The sequence below is a fragment of the Bdellovibrio reynosensis genome (genome assembly GCF_022814725.1).
Taxonomy (GTDB): Bacteria; Bdellovibrionota; Bdellovibrionia; order Bdellovibrionales; family Bdellovibrionaceae; genus Bdellovibrio; species Bdellovibrio reynosensis.
Genome location: NZ_CP093442.1, coordinates 1,979,937 through 1,997,958 on the forward strand (window position 1 = coordinate 1,979,937; position 18,022 = coordinate 1,997,958).

Here is an 18,022-nt window from a genome sequence, read left to right on the forward strand (position 1 = left end):
ATTACATGTCTAATGTTGGAAGAACTTCAGACTCTAAAGTCTCGCGAAGTGCATTCAATGCATCGATGGCTTTTTGTGTGCGCGCACGGCCGTCGTGAGTGAAGATCGCTTGACCGAAGTCACCACCCTTAGCTGGGCGGATAGCTTGGATTAGCTGAATGCAATTTAAGATATCTGCTTCAACACGACTTGCTAGTTCAGCATCCACTTTTTCAACCAAAGCTTTTACGCCAGGTCCTTTAGCATCACGGTAGTTCCCAGTATAGATGCTGTAGATAGAACGAACGTTGAAAGAAAAGTCGTTTAATGAATTCCAAGCAAATGGAGATTCCACCAATGCCATATTTGCAGACGCAATATCGCCACCCATTGGGTCAGACATTTTACCGTTAGCAACTTCATCAGCAATGCCGATCATGCCTTGGATGAATTCTTCCATAACTGCTCTTTCAGAAGAGTAGATTTGGTTATTAACACCTGGTTGGCTGATGATCTTAACATAACCTGGCGTTGTCGGATCTTCTGGGTCATGATTTTTTGACCAAGCATTTGCAAGGTTCGCTGTGTATTCAGCAAGCAAAGCTGCCGTCGCTTTAGCGTATTCAAGCTGTTTTGCTGTCAATGAAGAAACCGGTTTGTTGTTTGAAGTTTTACCTTCGCCGAACAATAAATATTCAATTGTGTGGAAACCTTGAAGAGTCACTGGCAAATTTCTTACGAAATCAGTAGAGATTGCGCGGTTGCCAGAAAGAACTGCATCAAGATCCAATTTGTTTAATGGCCAAGTATCAAGCATTGGATCGATACCCAAAGAATCAACTGGTCCAAAAAGGAATGCTTCAGAACTTTCCCAAGGAATACGAGTCACGCGCCATTGATTTTGCGCTGCTGTTAATGTTTCAGTCGTTGGATTTGCAGCTAACGCAGATACAGCAGTGCTTAGGTTAGCAGCTTCTGTGGCTAAATCATTATAGGTTGCAAGAATAACTTTATAAGAAATATGGTTGATAATTTCTTTGTTCGTGGCAGCTTGAGCAGTTAAGCCCATGAAAGCAATTGCCATCGCCATCATTTTTAGTGTTTTCATCTTTTCTCCTTTTAATTAAAACGATCTAAATCAAATCCGAATGCAAAGTTGGCTTGCGATGTTTCAGGCAAACCTAAAAGTTCGGTGTTCTCTCTTAAGAACTGAAACTTTAAGAATGCCGCTGTGTCGAAGAACCACACAAAACCCGCCGAACGTTTGCTAACGTCATAGCGTTGGTTTTTATTGATTGTTCCCTGGACGTCTGCAAACGTGTCCACGTGCTCTGCTTTCACATAAACAGTGAAGTCTTCAAAGGCATCATAAGAAAGCTGCACACTTTCAAGAACAGCTTTATGTCCTAAAGGCGCAAAACCTTTTGGTTTGGCTAGTCCGCCCAAAGTGGCATTTCTTTGCGACACGATATCGGAATTGCTCAAATCACCGTAAATAAGTTCACCGGCAAAACCCACTCTTTCATATTTATAAGTCGCCATCGCTGAATCTAAAGTAACAACGGCATCTTCAGTCATCTTGTCGACTTTGTAGCGGTTGCCGGTGGTATTACCTTGGTATCGGCCAATCGCGATACCTGAACCTTTCACCACATCACCCCATTCAAGGCTGATTAAAGTTGCGATGTCATCTGCATTGGAAGTTTCAAAGTGACGTTGATATCCACCACCGACCCAAGAATAAGTTCTGAAAAATTCAGAGTTTAAACCACTGATCGCGGCACCTCTTAAAGTGAAGGCATTGTATTTTTGCTCTAACTGCACGCCCATCTCAGTCCAACCCACAGGGATCATGCGTCCTTCGACATCAGAAGCGATAATGCTTGCTGTACGAGATGGTTTTGTAAGAACTGAACCTAAAGCGATGAAAACAGGAAACTTACCGACCTTCAGAGCGGTGTGGGTCTTTGTGAAGGTTTTTTTGTAATAGAATTCAGGAAGTACGACCTCCCCGCCCTTTTCAATTTCAGATTCAAATTCACCGAATTCTTCGAAGGGATCAAACTCAATGGTTGTTCCTACACCACCATGTTCGATTTCCACTTCGAATTCGATTTTAGAATTTTCGTTTAACAGATACTCACCTTCGAAGGCGATTTCTGCTAAATCCATTTCACGGCGAATGATGGGTTTTAAGTTTTGAACTGTTTTGAAAGTCTCTCGTTGGCCGAAAACCATATAGCCATAGGATTTAAATTCGAGCTTTGGAAACTCAGAAGAACTTTTAGCAGTCGTTACGAGTTTCAATTCAGTTTGTTCTTTTTGATCTTCATCCTTTTGATCTTCAACAGGGGCATTCAGTTTCGTTGAAGTTTCAGAATTTACAGGAACAGCAGGAGTTTGCGCATAGGCTAAATGTTGAAAATTTAAAAGAGCGAAAACGAGTATAAGTTTTTTCATAAGTGTCAGCTTCTCCGGTCGGATGGCCGTTTTAGAGAAGCAAGACATGAAGGTCAAAGATGCGCGGAAAAAAGGCATTCAACTGAGAATAAGCTGAATGCCAAATGATAGCTTAATGAAAACGTGAAATTTATTTATAGAGAAACTTGAAACGTGGAACCTTAGTTCCGTCAACTTCCACGAGTTCTGCCCACATTTTCACAGGACGACACCACAGTCTTCCGAGGGGATTATCGTACAGAGCTTCGTAAAGTACCACGTCTTCCAAAGATTCACTGTGCTTGCCGACGCCAATGACTCGGTAAGGCTTACCCTTGTAGTGTTGATAAATAGCGCCAGGAACAATTTCAGATTCTGCCGACATGACATCCTCCTAGATATTTAAGTGCTTAATAATTTCCGCTTGGATTTGTTTCATTTCAGCTTCAGATCTTTTTTGCGCACGTTTAAAATCAAGATCAGGAATCGACCACGCTGGAATCAAGTGAAGATGATAATGAGGCACTTCAAATCCAGCAACTATTTGTCCCACGCGCGGAGAGCCCGACGCTTTCAAAATCGCTTTACCAATTTTTTGAGAAACTTTGTGAAGTTCTGCATAGGTATCAGGTGGCACTTCAGTCCAATGATTGATCTCTTCTTTGCAGATCACCAAAGTGTGTCCCAAATTCACTTGATCCAAAGCTAGAAATGAAAGGATTTTTTCATCTTCATAAATTTTATAGCAAGGAAGTTCACCATTAATAATTTTAGTAAATACAGAAGCCATGTTTGTTCCTTTAAAACGATTCGTAATGAGACATTGGCCTAGATTCCATAATTCTTCAATACTTGCCAGCAACAATTATAAATGGATTACTAATCTTGACGTGGTAGGTTATTTCTATGAGTTACATTTTTCTACTTGAAGACGATCCCATGGTCGGAAAAGCCATTCAACTGCAATTAGAGCTTGAAGGTTATAAGGTAGAATGGGCTCCGTCTTTATCGGAAGCTCGCAAATTTCTTGGTCAAAAGACAGCTCTTCCAGATCTATTTTTATTGGATGTGAATTTACCAGACGGCAGTGGTTTTGATTTTTGCCAGTGGATGCGTGAAGAAGAAATCATGACTCCAGTGATCTTTCTTACAGCGAGAACTGATGAAGAAAGTGTGGTTAAAGGTTTTGAGCTGGGTGCAAATGATTATGTTAGAAAACCTTTCAGTCCTCGAGAGCTTATTGCACGCATTAAAAACCAACTGTCAGATAAAAAGCCAAGCTTGGACCTGATCCGTTACGCAGGTCTTACCTTGATTAAAAACCAGCAGGTCTTAAAAAGCGGAGAGTCTTTAATCAGCTTGAACCGTCGTGAGTTTGAAATTTTAACGACTTTCTTTGAACAACCTGAAACTATTGTTACACGTGAACAACTTATTGGCCGTCTTGCCTCCGGTGATGAAATCTTTGATCGCACTGTTGATTCCCATATAAGCCATATTCGCGCAAAGCTGCAAAAAAATGGAATCAAGGAAGTAAAGATTAATTCTGTCTATGGCCAAGGCTATCGCCTTGAAAAAAGCCTATGATTATAAAACCCCTTATTAGACGAAACTTTTTTATTTTTGCTTCCAGCGCCTTGGTGTTCATCATGATCGCCGTCTTTACCACGTGGATCATGACAAGCTTTGAGCGCGACCGTATGTTTACCCGGCCGGCAAAGATGAATCGCACACTTTTAAGTTCATTTGATGAAGATCCCTTTGTCGCACTTTCGAGGCTTAAAGAATTTTCGCAAAAAACCAGCGGTGATCAGCATGATTTGATCGATGCTGAAGGCGTAAGCCTGGTGGAATTAAAGCAAGTCCTTGAGCCTTTAGATTCTGAGCAGCTACAGAAACTTCAAAGCGATCAATCTGTGCAGCTGAAAAAATCGATCGGACCTGGCCAGCCGCCGATGATCGTTTCCACCACTAACAAGCCCGGAGTATTCCTATTAAGCCGCCTAGGGCCTCCGCCAGGTAAACCGCCAGTGGGTCCGTTTGTATTACTTGGTTCTCTCATCTTATGTGTTTTAATCTCAATTGGTTTAGCTTTGATTTATCAATTTTCTAAATACCGCGCTCGTGCGGAGGAAGCCTTCTCTGTGCTTTCTTCTTTAAGAGACGGAAAACTTTCGGCGCGCATGCCAGAACGAAAATACGATGAGTTGTCTCCGTTAATCACAGCATTCAACCAAATGGCGGGAGATATCGAGGGAGTGGTTGATCAATTGCGTAGGGCCGACCATTCCCGACGGGAACTTTTGCAGGACTTGGCCCATGACTTAAGGACTCCTTTAACTTCTTTAAAAACTTTTTTGGATACATTGAAATATTCCAGCGAAAAATTAACAGAAAATAAACGTCAGGAAATTTTAGATCTGTGTTCTTCGGAAGTAGAATATTTTGGAAAGCTAGTGGAGGATTTATTATTCTTAGCGCAGATCACAGAGCCAAAATACTCTTTAGGCACAGAACATCTGGATCTGCGCGAAAGAGTGGCTGATCAAATGACCGTATTTCGCCAACGTTATCCTAATATTGATTTCAAAATTGAAACCGCTGGGGATGATTTTCAGATCACCGGTTCTACCAAATTGATGGATCGCTTATTGCGGAATGCATTTGAAAATTCATGCTCTTTTGCCCGTCACAAGATCTTAGTGAAAATTGAAAGTCATTTCAAAGAATTAAGATTTTCTTTAATCGATGATGGGCCTGGCTTTTCAGAAAAAACCCTGGCTGAATTTGGAACAAAAAAAGCCAGCCGCCAGTTAGTTAGTGATTCTGAGCATAAGCGAATTTCTGTCGGCATTGGCTCTGTGATCATGAAAGAAATTGCGACACTTCATTTAGGTCACATCAGTGCAGAAAATATCTTAGAGCATGATAAGGTCATTGGGGCGAAAGTCTCTTTTTGGTTCACTAAACTGTAGTTCCATATTGCCTCCATAGTTTCTGAATATTCTAAAGCCATCTAACAAGGTGGCTTTATGCTTTTAAGAATGGCGATTATACTATTAACTTTTCTTCCTATAACGGCTTTTGCTCAGTCTATGTGGGGCACTGGTATGTGGGGTGGAATGCAAAGCTGTCCTTACCCTACCCGCGCAGCTGCCGGTGCTACGAGCATTGATGATGGGACTAAGGAAATTCAAGAAGCCATTAAAGAAGCTCAGCAAGAAATCCGTGATAAGAAGTCTGACAAGAAGAAAGCGGACCGTGCTGCTGAAAAATCTAGGACGGAAATCAGTAAATCTTTGAATGATCCTTATGCTGAGTCAGTTTTAGCTCACATCGAAAATTTCCGTCGCTGCAATGAGTACGCAAGCCAGCAACCTTCTGCTGATCCGACTGTAACTAGTCAGGAAGGTGAACACATGATCGCTAATGCGAACATCCTGCCGTTGCAGGGATTCACTTCTAGTGAATGGAATCAAGTTTGTGATCGCTCGAAAAGTGGTTCAGTTAACGCCAGCATCTGCGCTTCACCTAAATATTCTGCGGGTAAAAGTAACGATTCAAACTGTCGTAAGGCTTTAAGCGAATTCCGCAAGCAATACGGCGAGTCGCAAAAACTGCAAAAAGATATTGAAGGACTTGAGGAACAAGTTGCTCGTTATAAAGAAGATTTGAAGGATGCAAAAAAAGAAGCCGCAGAAATGCTGAAAGAACAGCGCTTGGCGAAAACCGAAGGTGGAATTTGTGTGGAATGTATGCAGCAAAATTCCGGATACTCTGCGCAAAAATCTGAAACGGATTGGGCAGGAGTTGCCGCGAACATTGGTACTGGAGTTCTAGCAACATACATGGGTTATCAAAATAACAAAATGACTGCTGAATATAACTCAAACTTAGGCTGGCCGACGCAGTCTTATCCTAGTTGGAGTTATGGTTTTCCTTACATCGCAGCTGGATTGTATGGCGCTATGGGTGGCGGAACGGGACAAGGTTCATTTGGTTGCGGCAGTGGTATGGGCGGCACCGGAAATATCAACGGTGCGATGGGAATGATGGGCTCGATGGGCACGGGAAGTATGTATGGTTCCATGGGAGGAGCGTTTGGTTATCCTTCTGGAATGATGGGGAACATCGCCGGCGGTGGAATGTTTAATAGCGGTATTGGACCATGGGGAATGAGTGGTTATGGAAATATGTCTGGAATGGGCTCTATAGGTGGTATGGGGAACATGATGGGTTACGGTTCCATGATGGGCGGTATGGGTAATATGGTGGGTTACGGTTCTATGATGGGCGGCATGGGTAATATGATGGGTTACGGTTCTATGATAAGCGGCATGGGTAATATGATGGGATACGGTTCTATGATGGGCGGTATGGGTAATATGATGGGATACGGTTCTATGATGGGCGGTATGGATAGTTATTCAATGCAATACCAACAACAGATGATGCAACTTCAAATGCAGCAGTATCAAACACAGATGCAGTATCAACAACAATACCAACAGCAATCAATGCAACGGTATCAAGTAGTGTCGTCACTGCAGCAAGAGATGTATTCATTAATGGCTAGAATTCAAAGTATTCAATACGGCGGAACCAGTTCCTATATCGGTTCAACTGGTTCCCTGGGAAGTTTAGGTACAACTACAACCTATGGATCTTCGGTGATATCAACCTTGCCTAGCTCCACTTCGGTGTACAGTACTTTGCAAGGCCGATAGGATTTACCAGTTACCAAGTCTTTCAATACGAGCATTTTGGCGGTAGTCATCATCAACGAAACGGATGACGCCGTCAGAGTTCATAGCGGAAGTTAAGAAGGCCATGTAAACCGGTACTGGCGATTTTAAAGCCACACGAGTTTCAGCTTCTAAAACTTCACCAGGTTTTGCAGTGTAACGATCAATCACCTCACGGGTCCACGGAGTTCCCATGAGTAAGTACTCGGCAAGATCCAAAGGTTTTTCTACACGCACGCAGCCTGAACTTAGCAGACGTTGATTTTCAACGAAGAGTTCACGCATGTTGGTGTCATGCAGGTAGATCGCAAAGCTATTGGTCATCATAAATTTTAGGACTCCCAAAGCATTGCCTGTATGTGGTTTTTGACGAATGAAATATTGATCGTCGTCATTGGTGTTTAAGTTCCACCAGTCAATCGTTGTTGGGTCCACCCGTTGAGTGAAAGAACTATTCCAAACTTCATAGTTCTTAGACGAGAAGTATTCGCTGATTTCCCATGGCTGAAGTTTTTTAATATCTTCCACTTTATCTTCACGGAAAATAGTTGGAGGCACGACCCAGAACGGATTGATGACAACATACACAATCTTATCCACCATGGTTGGTGATTTACGTTCTTTACGACCATTGATTGTTCTAAAGGACATGGTGTAAGGTTTTTCGCCCGTTTTATCGATCAAGGTAAAGTAAGACATCGCTAAATTCACAAAGATGTAGCGGTCATCAAACTGCTGCGGGAACCAGCGCATTTTTTCCATGTCCATGCGGATTTTAGCAAGGCGTTCTTCACATCCTTGATCAAGATAACGGAAGGTCTTTCCGTCATTAGAAAGAATTCCATCCCCTCGCAATTTTAACATTTCTTGAATATCTTTCACCGCATCCACGGTCGCATTATCCATCAGATCATCCGTCGTATAGATACGATAACCATATTGGCGCATGCGTTCTTTGATCGCAGGAAGTGCGGGATTTCTTTGATTTAAGCGCACTTCTTTTTTTAGCGACGGCAACGTCGGCCAAGTCGTCGGATTACACTGAACGGAAATTTTGCGAAGGGCTTCTTTTAAACCTAAATATTGTGGCGTCTTAGGGGCCATTCCATTTAATAAAGGCTGCGCTCTTGTACCGTGTGCTAGCATTAACACTTGCAGTTGTTTTGCGGTGATGAATCCTTTTTTGTCCATCTTCACATCGACACCCACATCTTCAGGATTCACCACTCCCATTGATATGTGTTGCAGAAGAGTCAGATAATTTTCATTGGCGCGATCTTTAAGTTGGGGACTCCAAGCCCCTCCCTGCCAGTAAAAGTCCTCCATGGCGTCGGTCCAATATTTCTTGGGGTCTAAGCCGTGTTCGCCTGCCGCCAGCATCGTCTGGCGCATGTCATCGATATTTAGAAAGTCGACGACATTTAAATAATCTCTTTTGGTATTAGCCTCAGAAATCATCGCAAAAGTTGTGATTAGCGAAAACAGGACAAACACTATGAGTTTCATAACCCCTCCTGCGGACGTTATTTCCCCGATGATACGATTCTGTCCCTGATTTTTCCGAATGGGCATTAGGCCTCTGGGCCGTTGACGGGTTTCTTTCGAAAAGAAAACGATGGCCTTGCAAAGCCACAAATAAAAAAAGGGAGAACTGTCAGTTCTCCCTTCTTAGGAATTCAAACTTTGGTATGCCGACTATTTTCTGTCAGCAGCCGGAGTCCATTTCAAACCTTCTTTACCCATCCATTTTCCACGAGGACGGTAAATACGGTTGTTCGCGTATTGTTCAAACGCGTGAGCACACCAGCCAGAGATACGAGAAGCCGCAAAGATCGGAGTGAAAAGATCTGTTGGGATACCCATAGAGAAGTAAACTGTCGCAGAATAGAAATCCACGTTCGGCATCAAACCTTTTTCTTTGTACATAGTGTCGTCAATCAAAGTCGACATTTCGTACATGTGGTGGATACCAGCGTCTTTAGTCAATTTTTCAGACATAGCACGCAAGATACGAGCGCGAGGGTCGCCGTTTTTGTAAACGCGGTGACCGATACCCATTACTTTTTCTTTTGCTGCTAATGCGTCTTTTACGAATTGTTGAGCGCGATCCATTGTGCCGATTTGTTGCAGCATCAAGATCACTTGTTCATTCGCACCACCGTGCAATGGTCCTTTTAAAGCACCGATCGCTGAAACAATCGCAGAGTGCAAATCAGAAAGAGAAGATGAAGTTACGCGGGTTGCGAACGCAGAGCAGTTCAACTCATGGTCAGCGTGAAGGATCAAGCACGTGTCCATTACTTTCACGTGGTGAGCGTTAGGCTCTTTACCGCCGCCAAGCATGTACATCATGTTCCAAGCGATTGATTGGCCCGCTTTTGGAGCTACTGGATCTTTACCTTTTCTGATTGCATCAAAAGCGCAAAGAAGAGTTGTCATTTTACCAGTCAAACGAACTGACTTACGAAGATTTGCTTCTGGAGAGTTGTCGTTAGCATCTTTATCCCAGTGAGCTAACAAAGAAACCGCAGTACGCAACCAAGCCATCGGGTGAACATTAGTCGGGATACCTTTAAGCACCGTGATCATTTCTGGGCTTAAAGTCATTTCTTTATGAAGTTCAGAACTGAAAGCTTGAAGTTCAGAAGCCGTAGGAAGTTTGTCGTTCCAAAGAAGGTAAGTAACTTCTTCGAAAGTTGAGTTTTCCGCTAGGTCATCAATCGTGTAACCGCGGAAAGTAAGAGAATCTCCAACGATGAAAGAGATTTTAGTTGTACATGCAACAACGCCTTCTAATCCCTTGTCTAAAGCGCCTTCATAGATATTAACTTCAGCCATTTTCGTTCCTTTCTGACTTCAAATAACTCTGTACTCATAACCACAATATAATGTTCTGTCACTAAACACTGCACAGTTATCAAATAGTTTTTAACTAGTTTTTTGCCAGTTTGATAACGCGATCTTTTACTTCAGTGACAATCAGAGTCTGATCTCTGACGGGGTCCGTTTTGCCAGTGTACTTTTCATTGGCGAAAAGGATTTCATTTCTTACTTCGTGCACCCCAGTTTTAGGAGCCCGCATGATGGCCTCGGAAATTCCGTGGCCTCCCCAATTTACCCCTAGCGAATTTTGGGACATTTTCAGTCCTTCTGTTGCTAGAATCACTCGGTCACGGGGATTTAACTGCACCTTCCGGCTTTGTGGCTCCGTGTTAAAATCCTTGCCTAGGCTCGGACCCGTCGGCAATAACTCCACTAAAGAATCTTGGCCGTACACTTGCAAAAAGCCGTCGATGACTCCCACGGAACAGTATTGCATTTCGTAACTGCGTCGATCAACGACGGCATAGAATAAACTAGCCCGGTCGTCGTTGGTAATATGAGGAACCACCTCTTTTGCCATCAAGGCTACTACGCGATCGGCTTCAAGACCTCGACGCGCTTCCATTTGCGATGAGATTTTTATGATTACTGAAAGAAGTAATGATGAAAGTGAATAACCACTCGCACTTGAAATAAGGATGCCGAACTTCAACTTATCTTCATGCTCAAAGATATCAAAGTAATCACCACCCGATCTTGTGCCTGGCAAAAACTTGGTGCTGAAATCAAAACCCTGAACATTGGGTAATTCCGTCGGAGATAAAAACTTTTGCAAGGTCTGCGCAAGTTTAAGTTCCTGGCTGATTTGATGAATAAGTTTTTCTAAAGCCGTGTTGGCTTTCGTTAACTCTAAACGATAGCGGTGAAGTTCTGCTTCCTTCACTGCAAGCTCGTGTTCTAATTCTGAAATACGTTCTTTTAAATCTGTCTCATTTGCCATGCCCTCTTATTGTAGGGACCGGAAAAGGCAGTGTCACCTCTTTCGGCCCCTTGGGCTTTGGTCTGTCTAGGTACTCTGACGGAGTCGGAGTGTAGACTAGTTGATCTTGATCGGTAAGTAAGTAGCGTTGTTGGTTTCAGTAACTTCACTGCGCGAGTTGGTGTCGTCAACAATCACCCCAATCCATCGCAAACTTCCTGAAGCAAGACCACTAGGAATAGTCACCGTGTCTTTGCGTGTGTGAACAAAGTCCGGAGCTAAATTTAAAACAATGCTTCTTAGCTTCGTGTCTAAAGTTGTAATCAAGTCATTCGTAGAGAAGTAAAATCCCACCGGCACACTGCTTTGGGTGCTAGCTCCGGAATTTTCAAAAGTAAACTCCACTTGAACTGTTTGCCCGGCATTTACGCGATAATATGTCTCACCATTAATTGTTTCTGTCGCAAGGGCGCCACCCGTTGACGTGTAAACTTTGGTTTTTACGTGATCACTGTATTCGCCATCCGCAGATCCGTATTTCCAGTGAGTGGTTGATAGGTCTTGAATCAAGGGACTGGCGTTTCCGTAAAGATGCCGTGCGCCAGCGGAAGTGTCTTCACCGACATAAGGACGCGCTGACGAACCATTCACATGAATGTGTGTCCAATCACTGCCCATCACATTATACGTGTAATTTACGTGGGCCAACCCCAAGCCGTGACCTAATTCGTGAATAGCAGTCGTGATGAAAGGTCTGTTGCTGCCACCATATTCCCAGAGCGAACTTTTATTAGAAACAAAAGGGGTATAAGCTTCAGCGACGTCAAAGATGACATCGACTTCAGTCATCTTTACGGTTTTACCGAAGATCCAATAATCGATGCATTCATACCACGTCCACGCGATTGCTGGGGCACCATCTAAAGCATCGGGATCACTTGAAAACCACACTTCATTTTCACCATTACCGCGTCGAACTCCCGTATCACCAAAACCCAAAGTATAGCGGAACTTGCTGGGATTCTGATTCCAGCGACTGACCGACGTGGATAAAGCATTCTGCCAACTTGCATTTGCAAAACTGACGGCACCTGCGCGCAGATGAACTGTGTTGGTTTCCCATTTCAAATCGCGATCAAGACAAACCCAATATTGATAAGCCGACGCTGGCAGAACAAATAACAACGACATCAAAAACAAGAAAAGATGCTTCATAAACTATTTGCTCCTTTATTTAATAACAGGATTACCCTGGTTTTGATCGTAACGTTGTTGCTCTAAACGATCGGCATCCGTAGGTGGTACGACTGGCTTATACGGGAAATCTCTGACCGTTCTGCTTCTGACATCCCTTAAAGGTTTAACCACAAAGGGATTTCTAGGGTCCGTCGCAGGAATCATCGGCCACTTATCTAAAACTTCCGGTGGATACAATGCTCTGACCTTAGTGTTTACAAAGTTAATGAAGGCATCGGTTTTAAACTGAGTTCCAACTGGCAGTTCCGCCTCTGGAGGTCCTTCTGAAGAGCGACCTGCTTCTTTTAAATAAATAGTGGTTTTTGAAACAGTGTGGGTCATGACATCCGCCAAGGGTTGGTGCTTACCAAAATCCACTTCTTGTCTTTTCGTTTGGATCACTTCATGGCCTTTATCGGAATAAAGAAGGCCTTGAATGGATCTAAAGCGCCCTTCCCCACAACGAAGCAAAGGACAAGCGTTTCTAGCGTTACCTCTTAAAAACAGAACGTCTTGGTCACCCACATCAAAGAGTGGATAATTCGAAGGATGCATGAAGGTCGCTTCATTTCCCCGACCACCTAAAAAACGTAACGTGATTTTATCATTGGCTTGGCGCGGATTTCCTTTGATCACTCTTAAAATCTGATAGGTCACGAAGGTGTGAGGTAAAACCTCAGAGTTGTTATCCCCTTTAGACATCGCATAGGAAACATCTGTGACTTGAGCTAGGACGATGTGCTCTGCACCTCGAACGGAAGCATTGATATTATATTTGCCTCGTTTGTCGTGGGCGAACGATGGCTCACACAGAGCTATGATAGAAATTATGAAAATAAATAAGCGCATAGAAAACTCCTCCCAAGACAGAAGTAGATTCTATGGACTTCAAAATTGTTAGAGGGGCTTGTTCAACTACAGGATGTCTTTAAACACTATGCTTGAAAGTTTTTGTTCTTCCTCACGCAAGCGAGCTTGAATATGCCCCGGCACCTGACCTTCTTGTAAAGTGCTTAAGCCTTGCAAGTGGTAACGAATTTCGCTGAGGCGTTTATGAACTTTATCTTTGGCCCATTGAGTGGCAGGCACCGATAAAAGTTCCTGCTCAAACCATGAGGATGGGAAATAATGGGCTTCTTGAATCTCGTCGACTTTCACCAGACTGCCGAAATGGCCCCAGATCATTTGCGCCAACCACTGCACTAATAAAATCACCAAGGTTAAAAGCACTAACTGGAAGCTTTTATCCTGAAAGCCACTAGTTTCAAAACTGAAACCGTAAGCCAATAATGTTCTTGTTTCACCAGCGATAAAAAAGCCAATAATAGCGCCAAGAATGGACACCAACGAAAGTTGTAAACCGATTCTTTGGCAGTCTTGGTTGAGTTTTCTTGAGCGCCACCAAAAGACAAGCATCATCCCGATGCGTTCGCCCGTCACTAGTGCCAATGCTCCGTTAAAGCTTATAGTGTTCGTAACTAATAAACCTAAAGCGAGCATCAAAGACCAGAATTCAATTTGTACAAATAGACTTAAAAGAATTCCGACAGCTAATAACACCAATACAGAACTAAATCGCCCATCAGCAAGGAAGAAAGCAAATTCACTCGTACCCAATGTGGTTTGTAGGGCGCTAGAGTTTCTAAGCATTAGTTCCCCACCGATTAAGAATACGCCGACTGAAAACACCAATTTCAAAGCAAGCTTTACCTTTGCAAAATGGGACACCGGCAAAAATCCAATTACACAAAGTCCTAAAAGAAAAAAGCCATTAAAACCCAAATACAAATTAGCTAAGAACAAAGCCCACCAAGCTCCTAAGGTACTTAAAGCCATGTGCAAAACGCTGGGTCGCAAAGTTTGGATTCTTAAATTATAAAGTGCTAAGCCCGTGTATAAAGATTTACGCGGTGAAGTCTCTAACGCCACTAAAGCAAGAAGGCGAGCAAACAGCGAAGTCAATTTTTCTTCGCCGCCTTTGTCTAAAAGGGATTTCTGCTCTTTAGAAAAAAAGTTTGTAAGATGCTTTTGTGATTCCATAAGGCCAAACATCACAAGGACAAAACTACCCAACCACATAAGTATCATAACGAACTACCTTTCCTTCATAAGCATGACGAACACCTGGCAGAAGTTCTTCAGCGTGAATGGGTCTTTTGACTACGACCCTTTGCACAGGCCAGGTCAACGCTTCCTTTAAAACTTCAGCGGCATCATCGTCATGACCGACTAGATCACGAAACACCACCATCTCTTGTTTCGGTAAAGCTGACTTTTTCTTGTGCGGATACATCGGATCAAAATAAATCGCGTCTATTTCTAATTTGCCTTTTTGTTCTTTTAAGAACGTCAACGCATCAGCATGGTGAAGTTTATAAGACTTTAAATACTCTTTATCAGTTTTCGCGAAGGCTTCTTTTAAAAGCGCGTATAAAACCGGTGAGCGTTCAACACCTGTCACTGAAAAACCAAGCTGGGTTAAAAACACGCTATCAATACCTAAGCCCACTGACAGATCTAAAATTCGACGATGGCCTTTAGCTACGCCCAGGGCTTTTGCTACTAATTCATTTTTCCCGCGATGACCTTTTCGTTCGTAATCCAGATGATTTTCATCAAAGTCGATTTCTAAGAGCCTTTTTTCACGATCACGAACATAAACTCGGGATTCTTCTACATGGAAATGGAAAAAGTAATCTTCCGGTTTTAGGGGATTTAAAGGACAAGCAAAGAACTGCGCCCAGTCTTGAGCTTTCGGTAAAGCTTCCGGACTGGCAGCGATCACACACAGACTCAGTTCTTTTACAGGTACAGATACCACAGACACTCAAATATCCACAGGCCGATGGCGATTAGGAATAAATAATAGCCAGAGCGAAACACTGCTTTTAAATCACTTCCTACAGGACTGGAAAGTGCCTTAAGTTTCATGATGAAGTTGATAGAGACAAATAAAAGCACCAGCGATAAATAAAAGCCCCAGTAAAAGCCTGCAAACAGCGCATGGTAAACAAAGTTAAAAAGAATAAATAATAGCCACCACACCGCAATCAAACGGCGGGCCTTATCAAACCCTAACCACGTCACAGTATTGGTAAAACCAGCTTGGGCGCTTGGCATAAGGTTTACAAAGTTACGTAGGTGCACGATGAAAAGAACCAGCCAGCCCCAAACACAACCTAACCAGAAACTTTCTTGGTCATAGGGGGCGCCCATGGCAAGTTGATAGCCCACAGTCAATAAAGGCCCAAGTAATAAAAATAAAACCAGCTCCCCACCGATTTGATATTTAAACGAATCCGCTTTTTTAAACTGAGCCCACAACCCTGCAAATAGCCCCGATGCGATCAGCATCGCGACCGAAGGAAAAGCAAAAACGATCGGTAATGAACTTGCGACTGCCAAAGTCAGTAACAAGCTTGATTGGGATTTCACTTGGGCTGCTGTGACCCAACCTTTTTGAATGGCGCGACTGCCGCTTTCAATAAGCACGCGATCAACACCTTTCATGTGGTCCATATAGTCGTTACGCAAGTTTACCGCGACAAATGCCAGTAACACGCCGATGGTTGCGATGCTTGCCGTGATAGGTTCTAGGAAGGTTTGATCAGCAATGTTCTTAGTTAAGACTAAGAATAGCGGCAACAGTACTAACAAGAAGCTGCGCACTTTAAATGTTTGTGTAACAAGAGTCATTAAGTTGGGGCGCTCAATCGATGTCACAGGAACCACGCGGAAAGTGACTGTCTCTGACGCCGAATTGGCGTTCAAGGTTTTTACAGGCAAAGCACGTTTGTCTTTGGCGAAAGTACCCAATAAATAAGATTCAAACTCTGGGGAGTTCTTTGAAAGCGTAACCAGATCACTCACGACGAAGGCTTCCTTCTCCAGTAAAGGATCTCTGTCAAAGGACGAAGTTGATCGATGAGTTTTTCTTCACCTGGTTTTAAGAAAGTCTTAAGACGTTCCAAGTGATGGTTGTACATTTGGATCAAGCCTTTGTTCATTTCATCAAATTCCAAAAGCTTTTGATCAAAGTGGGCTTTGCCACCAACGCTTCTGTAATACTCTTCAAGGGTTTTGCTTTTTACGATGTTATCGATGTCTTGGCGGCTTAAGCCTTTACATACAAACGCACCGAAAGAGTTTAAGTAACCGGATTTCAAATCACCTAAGATCGCCTTACCTTCGTCGTTACGAATGTCGTAATCCAAAAGATCGTCACTGCGTTGGAACAACTGACCTAGAAGTGTTCCCATCTCTTCAAGAATTCTGTGAAGCTCTTCATCGTAGCGTTCTTGCGCGATAAAAGGCGCGCGAATACACCACTTAAACAAGCTTGCTGTTTTTAGGTTATGGATGCGATCTAGTTGTTCAAGGGTCACAAAGAAATCCCCCACAACAGAATCCTGCAACCACTCCCCTTCTAAAAGATCGGAAATGACTTCAGCTGTGTATTGAACAAGTTTGATATTGCCGTGACCAGAAAGGTTCACCATCACGCGCGCTAGCAAGTAATCACCCGCAAGCACGGCGTACTCTGGCGTGTATTTCAACCACGCCGCCGTTTTACCGCGGCGAAGATGTGAACGGTCGATAAGATCGTCATGCAAAAGAGAAGCGTTGTGAATGAACTCGATGGTTTGGCCTAATAGAAGCTCGGCCTTAGGATCTAAAGAAAGATTTGAACCCATCATGCGGATCAGTTTTGCGCGAAAACCTTTGCCGCCAGCAAAAAGATCATCATAAAGCTTGTTCAGCTTCGGCAGATAAGCTGGAAAATCCTTTGCATCATAGACTTTAAGATCGATAACGCTTCGCTGCAATTTAGGCTCCTACGTAGACGTGAAATCAGGGCCTAACTTCGCGATTTATCTGCTTGCTGTCAAGGGCTCCCTCGCCTTAAAGTTCCAGAACTTATGAATCAAGTCTTCCACAGTACAAAGACCATCACATTTAGGGATTCCGACCCGGCTGGCATCATGTTTTTTGGGAATATTTTCGCGTTTTCCCACGATGCCTTTGAAGAGTTTATCGTCGCCGCTGGTTACACTTACAAAGAGTGGTTTGGCCAACGGGATTATCTAATTCCTATTCGTCATACGGAAGCAGATTTTCTAGCGCCATTTTTTCCTGGCGAAAGTTACGAGGTGGCGGCGACTGTTGCTAGCATTGGTGAGACTTCCTTTAAAATGAAGTACGTGTTTTCTAAAAAAGCAAAACCCCATGCCGTCGTAAGTATGGTTCACGCCGTGGTGGACGGGAAAACTATGCAGAAAACGACTTTGCCGCCTACAATGAAAACTCGCTTAGAAAAATATTTAGAACAAGCAAACCCCTAGGATGCCAATGGAAGAATTTAAATTCACAGGAAAAGAATGGTGGAGAGAAGGCGTGCGTTTTGAATGCACCGGCTCTGGTAAATGCTGCACTTCCCATGGCGAATTTGGTTTTGTTTATCTTTCGCTAGAAGATCGCCAGCGTTTTGCAAAATATTTTAAAATGCGCACGGCTGATTTTACTCGCAAGTATTGCGATAAAACGGGCGGCATTTGGCATCTTAAAGAAGACCCTAAAAACACGGACTGCATGTTCTTAAAAGGCAAAGCCTGCGGCACTTACGAAGCTCGTCCTACGCAATGTCGTACATGGCCGTTTTGGCCTGAAGTGATGAATGCAAAATCTTGGGCAAAAGACGTCAAAGCATTCTGCCCAGGTGTCGGCCGTGGGGAATTGATTCCTGCAGAGCGCATTGAACAACAACTTCGCGAACAAATCGAATCTGAAAAAGGCTGGGGAAAATAGTTTTCTAACAGGCTCA

General features: G+C 43.4%; 18 protein-coding genes. 5 read left to right on the plus strand and 13 right to left on the minus strand.

Annotated elements, in window-relative coordinates:
* Position 1: 1 nt before the first annotated feature.
* The 4 genes from MNR06_RS09280 to MNR06_RS09295 form a co-directional block, all read right to left on the minus strand.
* The gene (locus tag MNR06_RS09280) at positions 2-1,087 is read right to left on the minus strand and encodes an imelysin family protein (RefSeq protein WP_243535308.1); all 1,086 of its coding nucleotides are present in this window, start codon (positions 1,085-1,087) and stop codon (positions 2-4) included.
* 11 nt (positions 1,088-1,098) lie between these two features.
* Complete coding sequence (locus tag MNR06_RS09285; RefSeq protein ID WP_243535311.1) at positions 1,099-2,439, minus strand: hypothetical protein; 1,341 nt, start codon at positions 2,437-2,439, stop codon at positions 1,099-1,101.
* A gap of 130 nt (positions 2,440-2,569) precedes the next feature.
* Complete coding sequence (locus tag MNR06_RS09290) at positions 2,570-2,803, minus strand: DUF1653 domain-containing protein (RefSeq protein ID WP_243535313.1); 234 nt, start codon at positions 2,801-2,803, stop codon at positions 2,570-2,572.
* 9 nt (positions 2,804-2,812) lie between these two features.
* A complete protein-coding gene (locus MNR06_RS09295) occupies positions 2,813-3,208 on the minus strand; it encodes an HIT family protein (RefSeq protein WP_243535315.1) in 396 nt (131 codons plus the stop codon).
* Between the two features lie 116 nt (positions 3,209-3,324).
* Here MNR06_RS09295 and MNR06_RS09300 point away from each other — a divergent pair, with 116 nt between their 5' ends.
* The 3 genes from MNR06_RS09300 to MNR06_RS09310 are packed head-to-tail and all read left to right on the plus strand — an operon-like array spanning position 3,325 to position 7,145.
* Positions 3,325-4,005 carry a response regulator transcription factor gene (locus MNR06_RS09300; protein ID WP_243535317.1) on the plus strand — a complete coding sequence of 227 codons (681 nt, stop codon included), beginning with the start codon at positions 3,325-3,327 and terminating at the stop codon, positions 4,003-4,005.
* Positions 4,002-5,393, plus strand: a complete 1,392-nt coding sequence (locus tag MNR06_RS09305) for a sensor histidine kinase (RefSeq protein ID WP_243535320.1) — start codon at positions 4,002-4,004, stop codon at positions 5,391-5,393. The genes MNR06_RS09300 and MNR06_RS09305 overlap by 4 nt, the downstream gene beginning before the upstream one ends.
* 57 nt (positions 5,394-5,450) lie before the next feature.
* Complete coding sequence (locus tag MNR06_RS09310) at positions 5,451-7,145, plus strand: hypothetical protein (RefSeq protein WP_243535323.1); 1,695 nt, start codon at positions 5,451-5,453, stop codon at positions 7,143-7,145.
* Positions 7,146-7,148: 3 nt separating this feature from the next.
* Here the strand turns inward: MNR06_RS09310 and MNR06_RS09315 are convergent, their stop codons facing one another.
* The 9 genes from MNR06_RS09315 to MNR06_RS09355 form a co-directional block, all read right to left on the minus strand.
* Positions 7,149-8,669 (minus strand): L,D-transpeptidase family protein, encoded by a 1,521-nt coding sequence (locus MNR06_RS09315; protein WP_243535325.1) that lies wholly within the window; start codon positions 8,667-8,669, stop codon positions 7,149-7,151.
* 189 nt (positions 8,670-8,858) lie between these two features.
* The gene (locus MNR06_RS09320; protein WP_243535327.1) at positions 8,859-10,001 is read right to left on the minus strand and encodes a citrate synthase; all 1,143 of its coding nucleotides are present in this window, start codon (positions 9,999-10,001) and stop codon (positions 8,859-8,861) included.
* A 94-nt stretch (positions 10,002-10,095) separates the two neighbouring features.
* Entirely contained in the window at positions 10,096-10,986 is an 891-nt protein-coding gene (locus MNR06_RS09325) for a PP2C family protein-serine/threonine phosphatase (protein ID WP_243535330.1), read from the minus strand.
* 96 nt (positions 10,987-11,082) lie between these two features.
* Positions 11,083-12,180 (minus strand): CARDB domain-containing protein, encoded by a 1,098-nt coding sequence (locus MNR06_RS09330; RefSeq protein ID WP_243535332.1) that lies wholly within the window; start codon positions 12,178-12,180, stop codon positions 11,083-11,085.
* 15 nt (positions 12,181-12,195) lie between these two features.
* The gene (locus tag MNR06_RS09335) at positions 12,196-13,050 is read right to left on the minus strand and encodes a hypothetical protein (protein ID WP_243535335.1); all 855 of its coding nucleotides are present in this window, start codon (positions 13,048-13,050) and stop codon (positions 12,196-12,198) included.
* A gap of 66 nt (positions 13,051-13,116) precedes the next feature.
* Positions 13,117-14,289 carry a hypothetical protein gene (locus tag MNR06_RS09340; RefSeq protein WP_243535338.1) on the minus strand — a complete coding sequence of 391 codons (1,173 nt, stop codon included), beginning with the start codon at positions 14,287-14,289 and terminating at the stop codon, positions 13,117-13,119.
* Entirely contained in the window at positions 14,267-15,028 is a 762-nt protein-coding gene (locus tag MNR06_RS09345; protein WP_243535340.1) for a class I SAM-dependent methyltransferase, read from the minus strand. The genes MNR06_RS09340 and MNR06_RS09345 overlap by 23 nt, the downstream gene beginning before the upstream one ends.
* Complete coding sequence (locus MNR06_RS09350) at positions 15,004-16,071, minus strand: prenyltransferase (protein ID WP_243535343.1); 1,068 nt, start codon at positions 16,069-16,071, stop codon at positions 15,004-15,006. The genes MNR06_RS09345 and MNR06_RS09350 overlap by 25 nt, the downstream gene beginning before the upstream one ends.
* Positions 16,068-17,027 (minus strand): polyprenyl synthetase family protein, encoded by a 960-nt coding sequence (locus MNR06_RS09355; RefSeq protein ID WP_243535345.1) that lies wholly within the window; start codon positions 17,025-17,027, stop codon positions 16,068-16,070. Before MNR06_RS09355 ends, MNR06_RS09350 begins: the two co-directional genes overlap by 4 nt.
* 93 nt (positions 17,028-17,120) lie before the next feature.
* Between MNR06_RS09355 and MNR06_RS09360 the strand changes: the two genes are divergently transcribed.
* Both MNR06_RS09360 and MNR06_RS09365 read left to right on the plus strand, forming a co-directional pair.
* Entirely contained in the window at positions 17,121-17,543 is a 423-nt protein-coding gene (locus tag MNR06_RS09360; RefSeq protein ID WP_243535348.1) for an acyl-CoA thioesterase, read from the plus strand.
* A 7-nt stretch (positions 17,544-17,550) separates the two neighbouring features.
* Positions 17,551-18,006 carry a YkgJ family cysteine cluster protein gene (locus tag MNR06_RS09365; RefSeq protein ID WP_243535351.1) on the plus strand — a complete coding sequence of 152 codons (456 nt, stop codon included), beginning with the start codon at positions 17,551-17,553 and terminating at the stop codon, positions 18,004-18,006.
* Positions 18,007-18,022: the final 16 nt, after the last annotated feature.

Coding starts and splice junctions, on each gene's coding strand:
- MNR06_RS09280 (WP_243535308.1), bottom strand. CDS start 1,087: ATGAAAACACTAAAAATGATGGCGATGGCAATTGCTTTCATGGGCTTA.
- MNR06_RS09285 (WP_243535311.1), bottom strand. CDS start 2,439: ATGAAAAAACTTATACTCGTTTTCGCTCTTTTAAATTTTCAACATTTA.
- MNR06_RS09290 (WP_243535313.1), bottom strand. CDS start 2,803: ATGTCGGCAGAATCTGAAATTGTTCCTGGCGCTATTTATCAACACTAC.
- MNR06_RS09295 (WP_243535315.1), bottom strand. CDS start 3,208: ATGGCTTCTGTATTTACTAAAATTATTAATGGTGAACTTCCTTGCTAT.
- MNR06_RS09300 (WP_243535317.1), top strand. CDS start 3,325: ATGAGTTACATTTTTCTACTTGAAGACGATCCCATGGTCGGAAAAGCC.
- MNR06_RS09305 (WP_243535320.1), top strand. CDS start 4,002: ATGATTATAAAACCCCTTATTAGACGAAACTTTTTTATTTTTGCTTCC.
- MNR06_RS09310 (WP_243535323.1), top strand. CDS start 5,451: ATGCTTTTAAGAATGGCGATTATACTATTAACTTTTCTTCCTATAACG.
- MNR06_RS09315 (WP_243535325.1), bottom strand. CDS start 8,669: ATGAAACTCATAGTGTTTGTCCTGTTTTCGCTAATCACAACTTTTGCG.
- MNR06_RS09320 (WP_243535327.1), bottom strand. CDS start 10,001: ATGGCTGAAGTTAATATCTATGAAGGCGCTTTAGACAAGGGATTAGAA.
- MNR06_RS09325 (WP_243535330.1), bottom strand. CDS start 10,986: ATGGCAAATGAGACAGATTTAAAAGAACGTATTTCAGAATTAGAACAC.
- MNR06_RS09330 (WP_243535332.1), bottom strand. CDS start 12,180: ATGAAGCATCTTTTCTTGTTTTTGATGTCGTTGTTATTTGTTCTGCCA.
- MNR06_RS09335 (WP_243535335.1), bottom strand. CDS start 13,050: ATGCGCTTATTTATTTTCATAATTTCTATCATAGCTCTGTGTGAGCCA.
- MNR06_RS09340 (WP_243535338.1), bottom strand. CDS start 14,289: ATGATACTTATGTGGTTGGGTAGTTTTGTCCTTGTGATGTTTGGCCTT.
- MNR06_RS09360 (WP_243535348.1), top strand. CDS start 17,121: ATGAATCAAGTCTTCCACAGTACAAAGACCATCACATTTAGGGATTCC.
- MNR06_RS09365 (WP_243535351.1), top strand. CDS start 17,551: ATGGAAGAATTTAAATTCACAGGAAAAGAATGGTGGAGAGAAGGCGTG.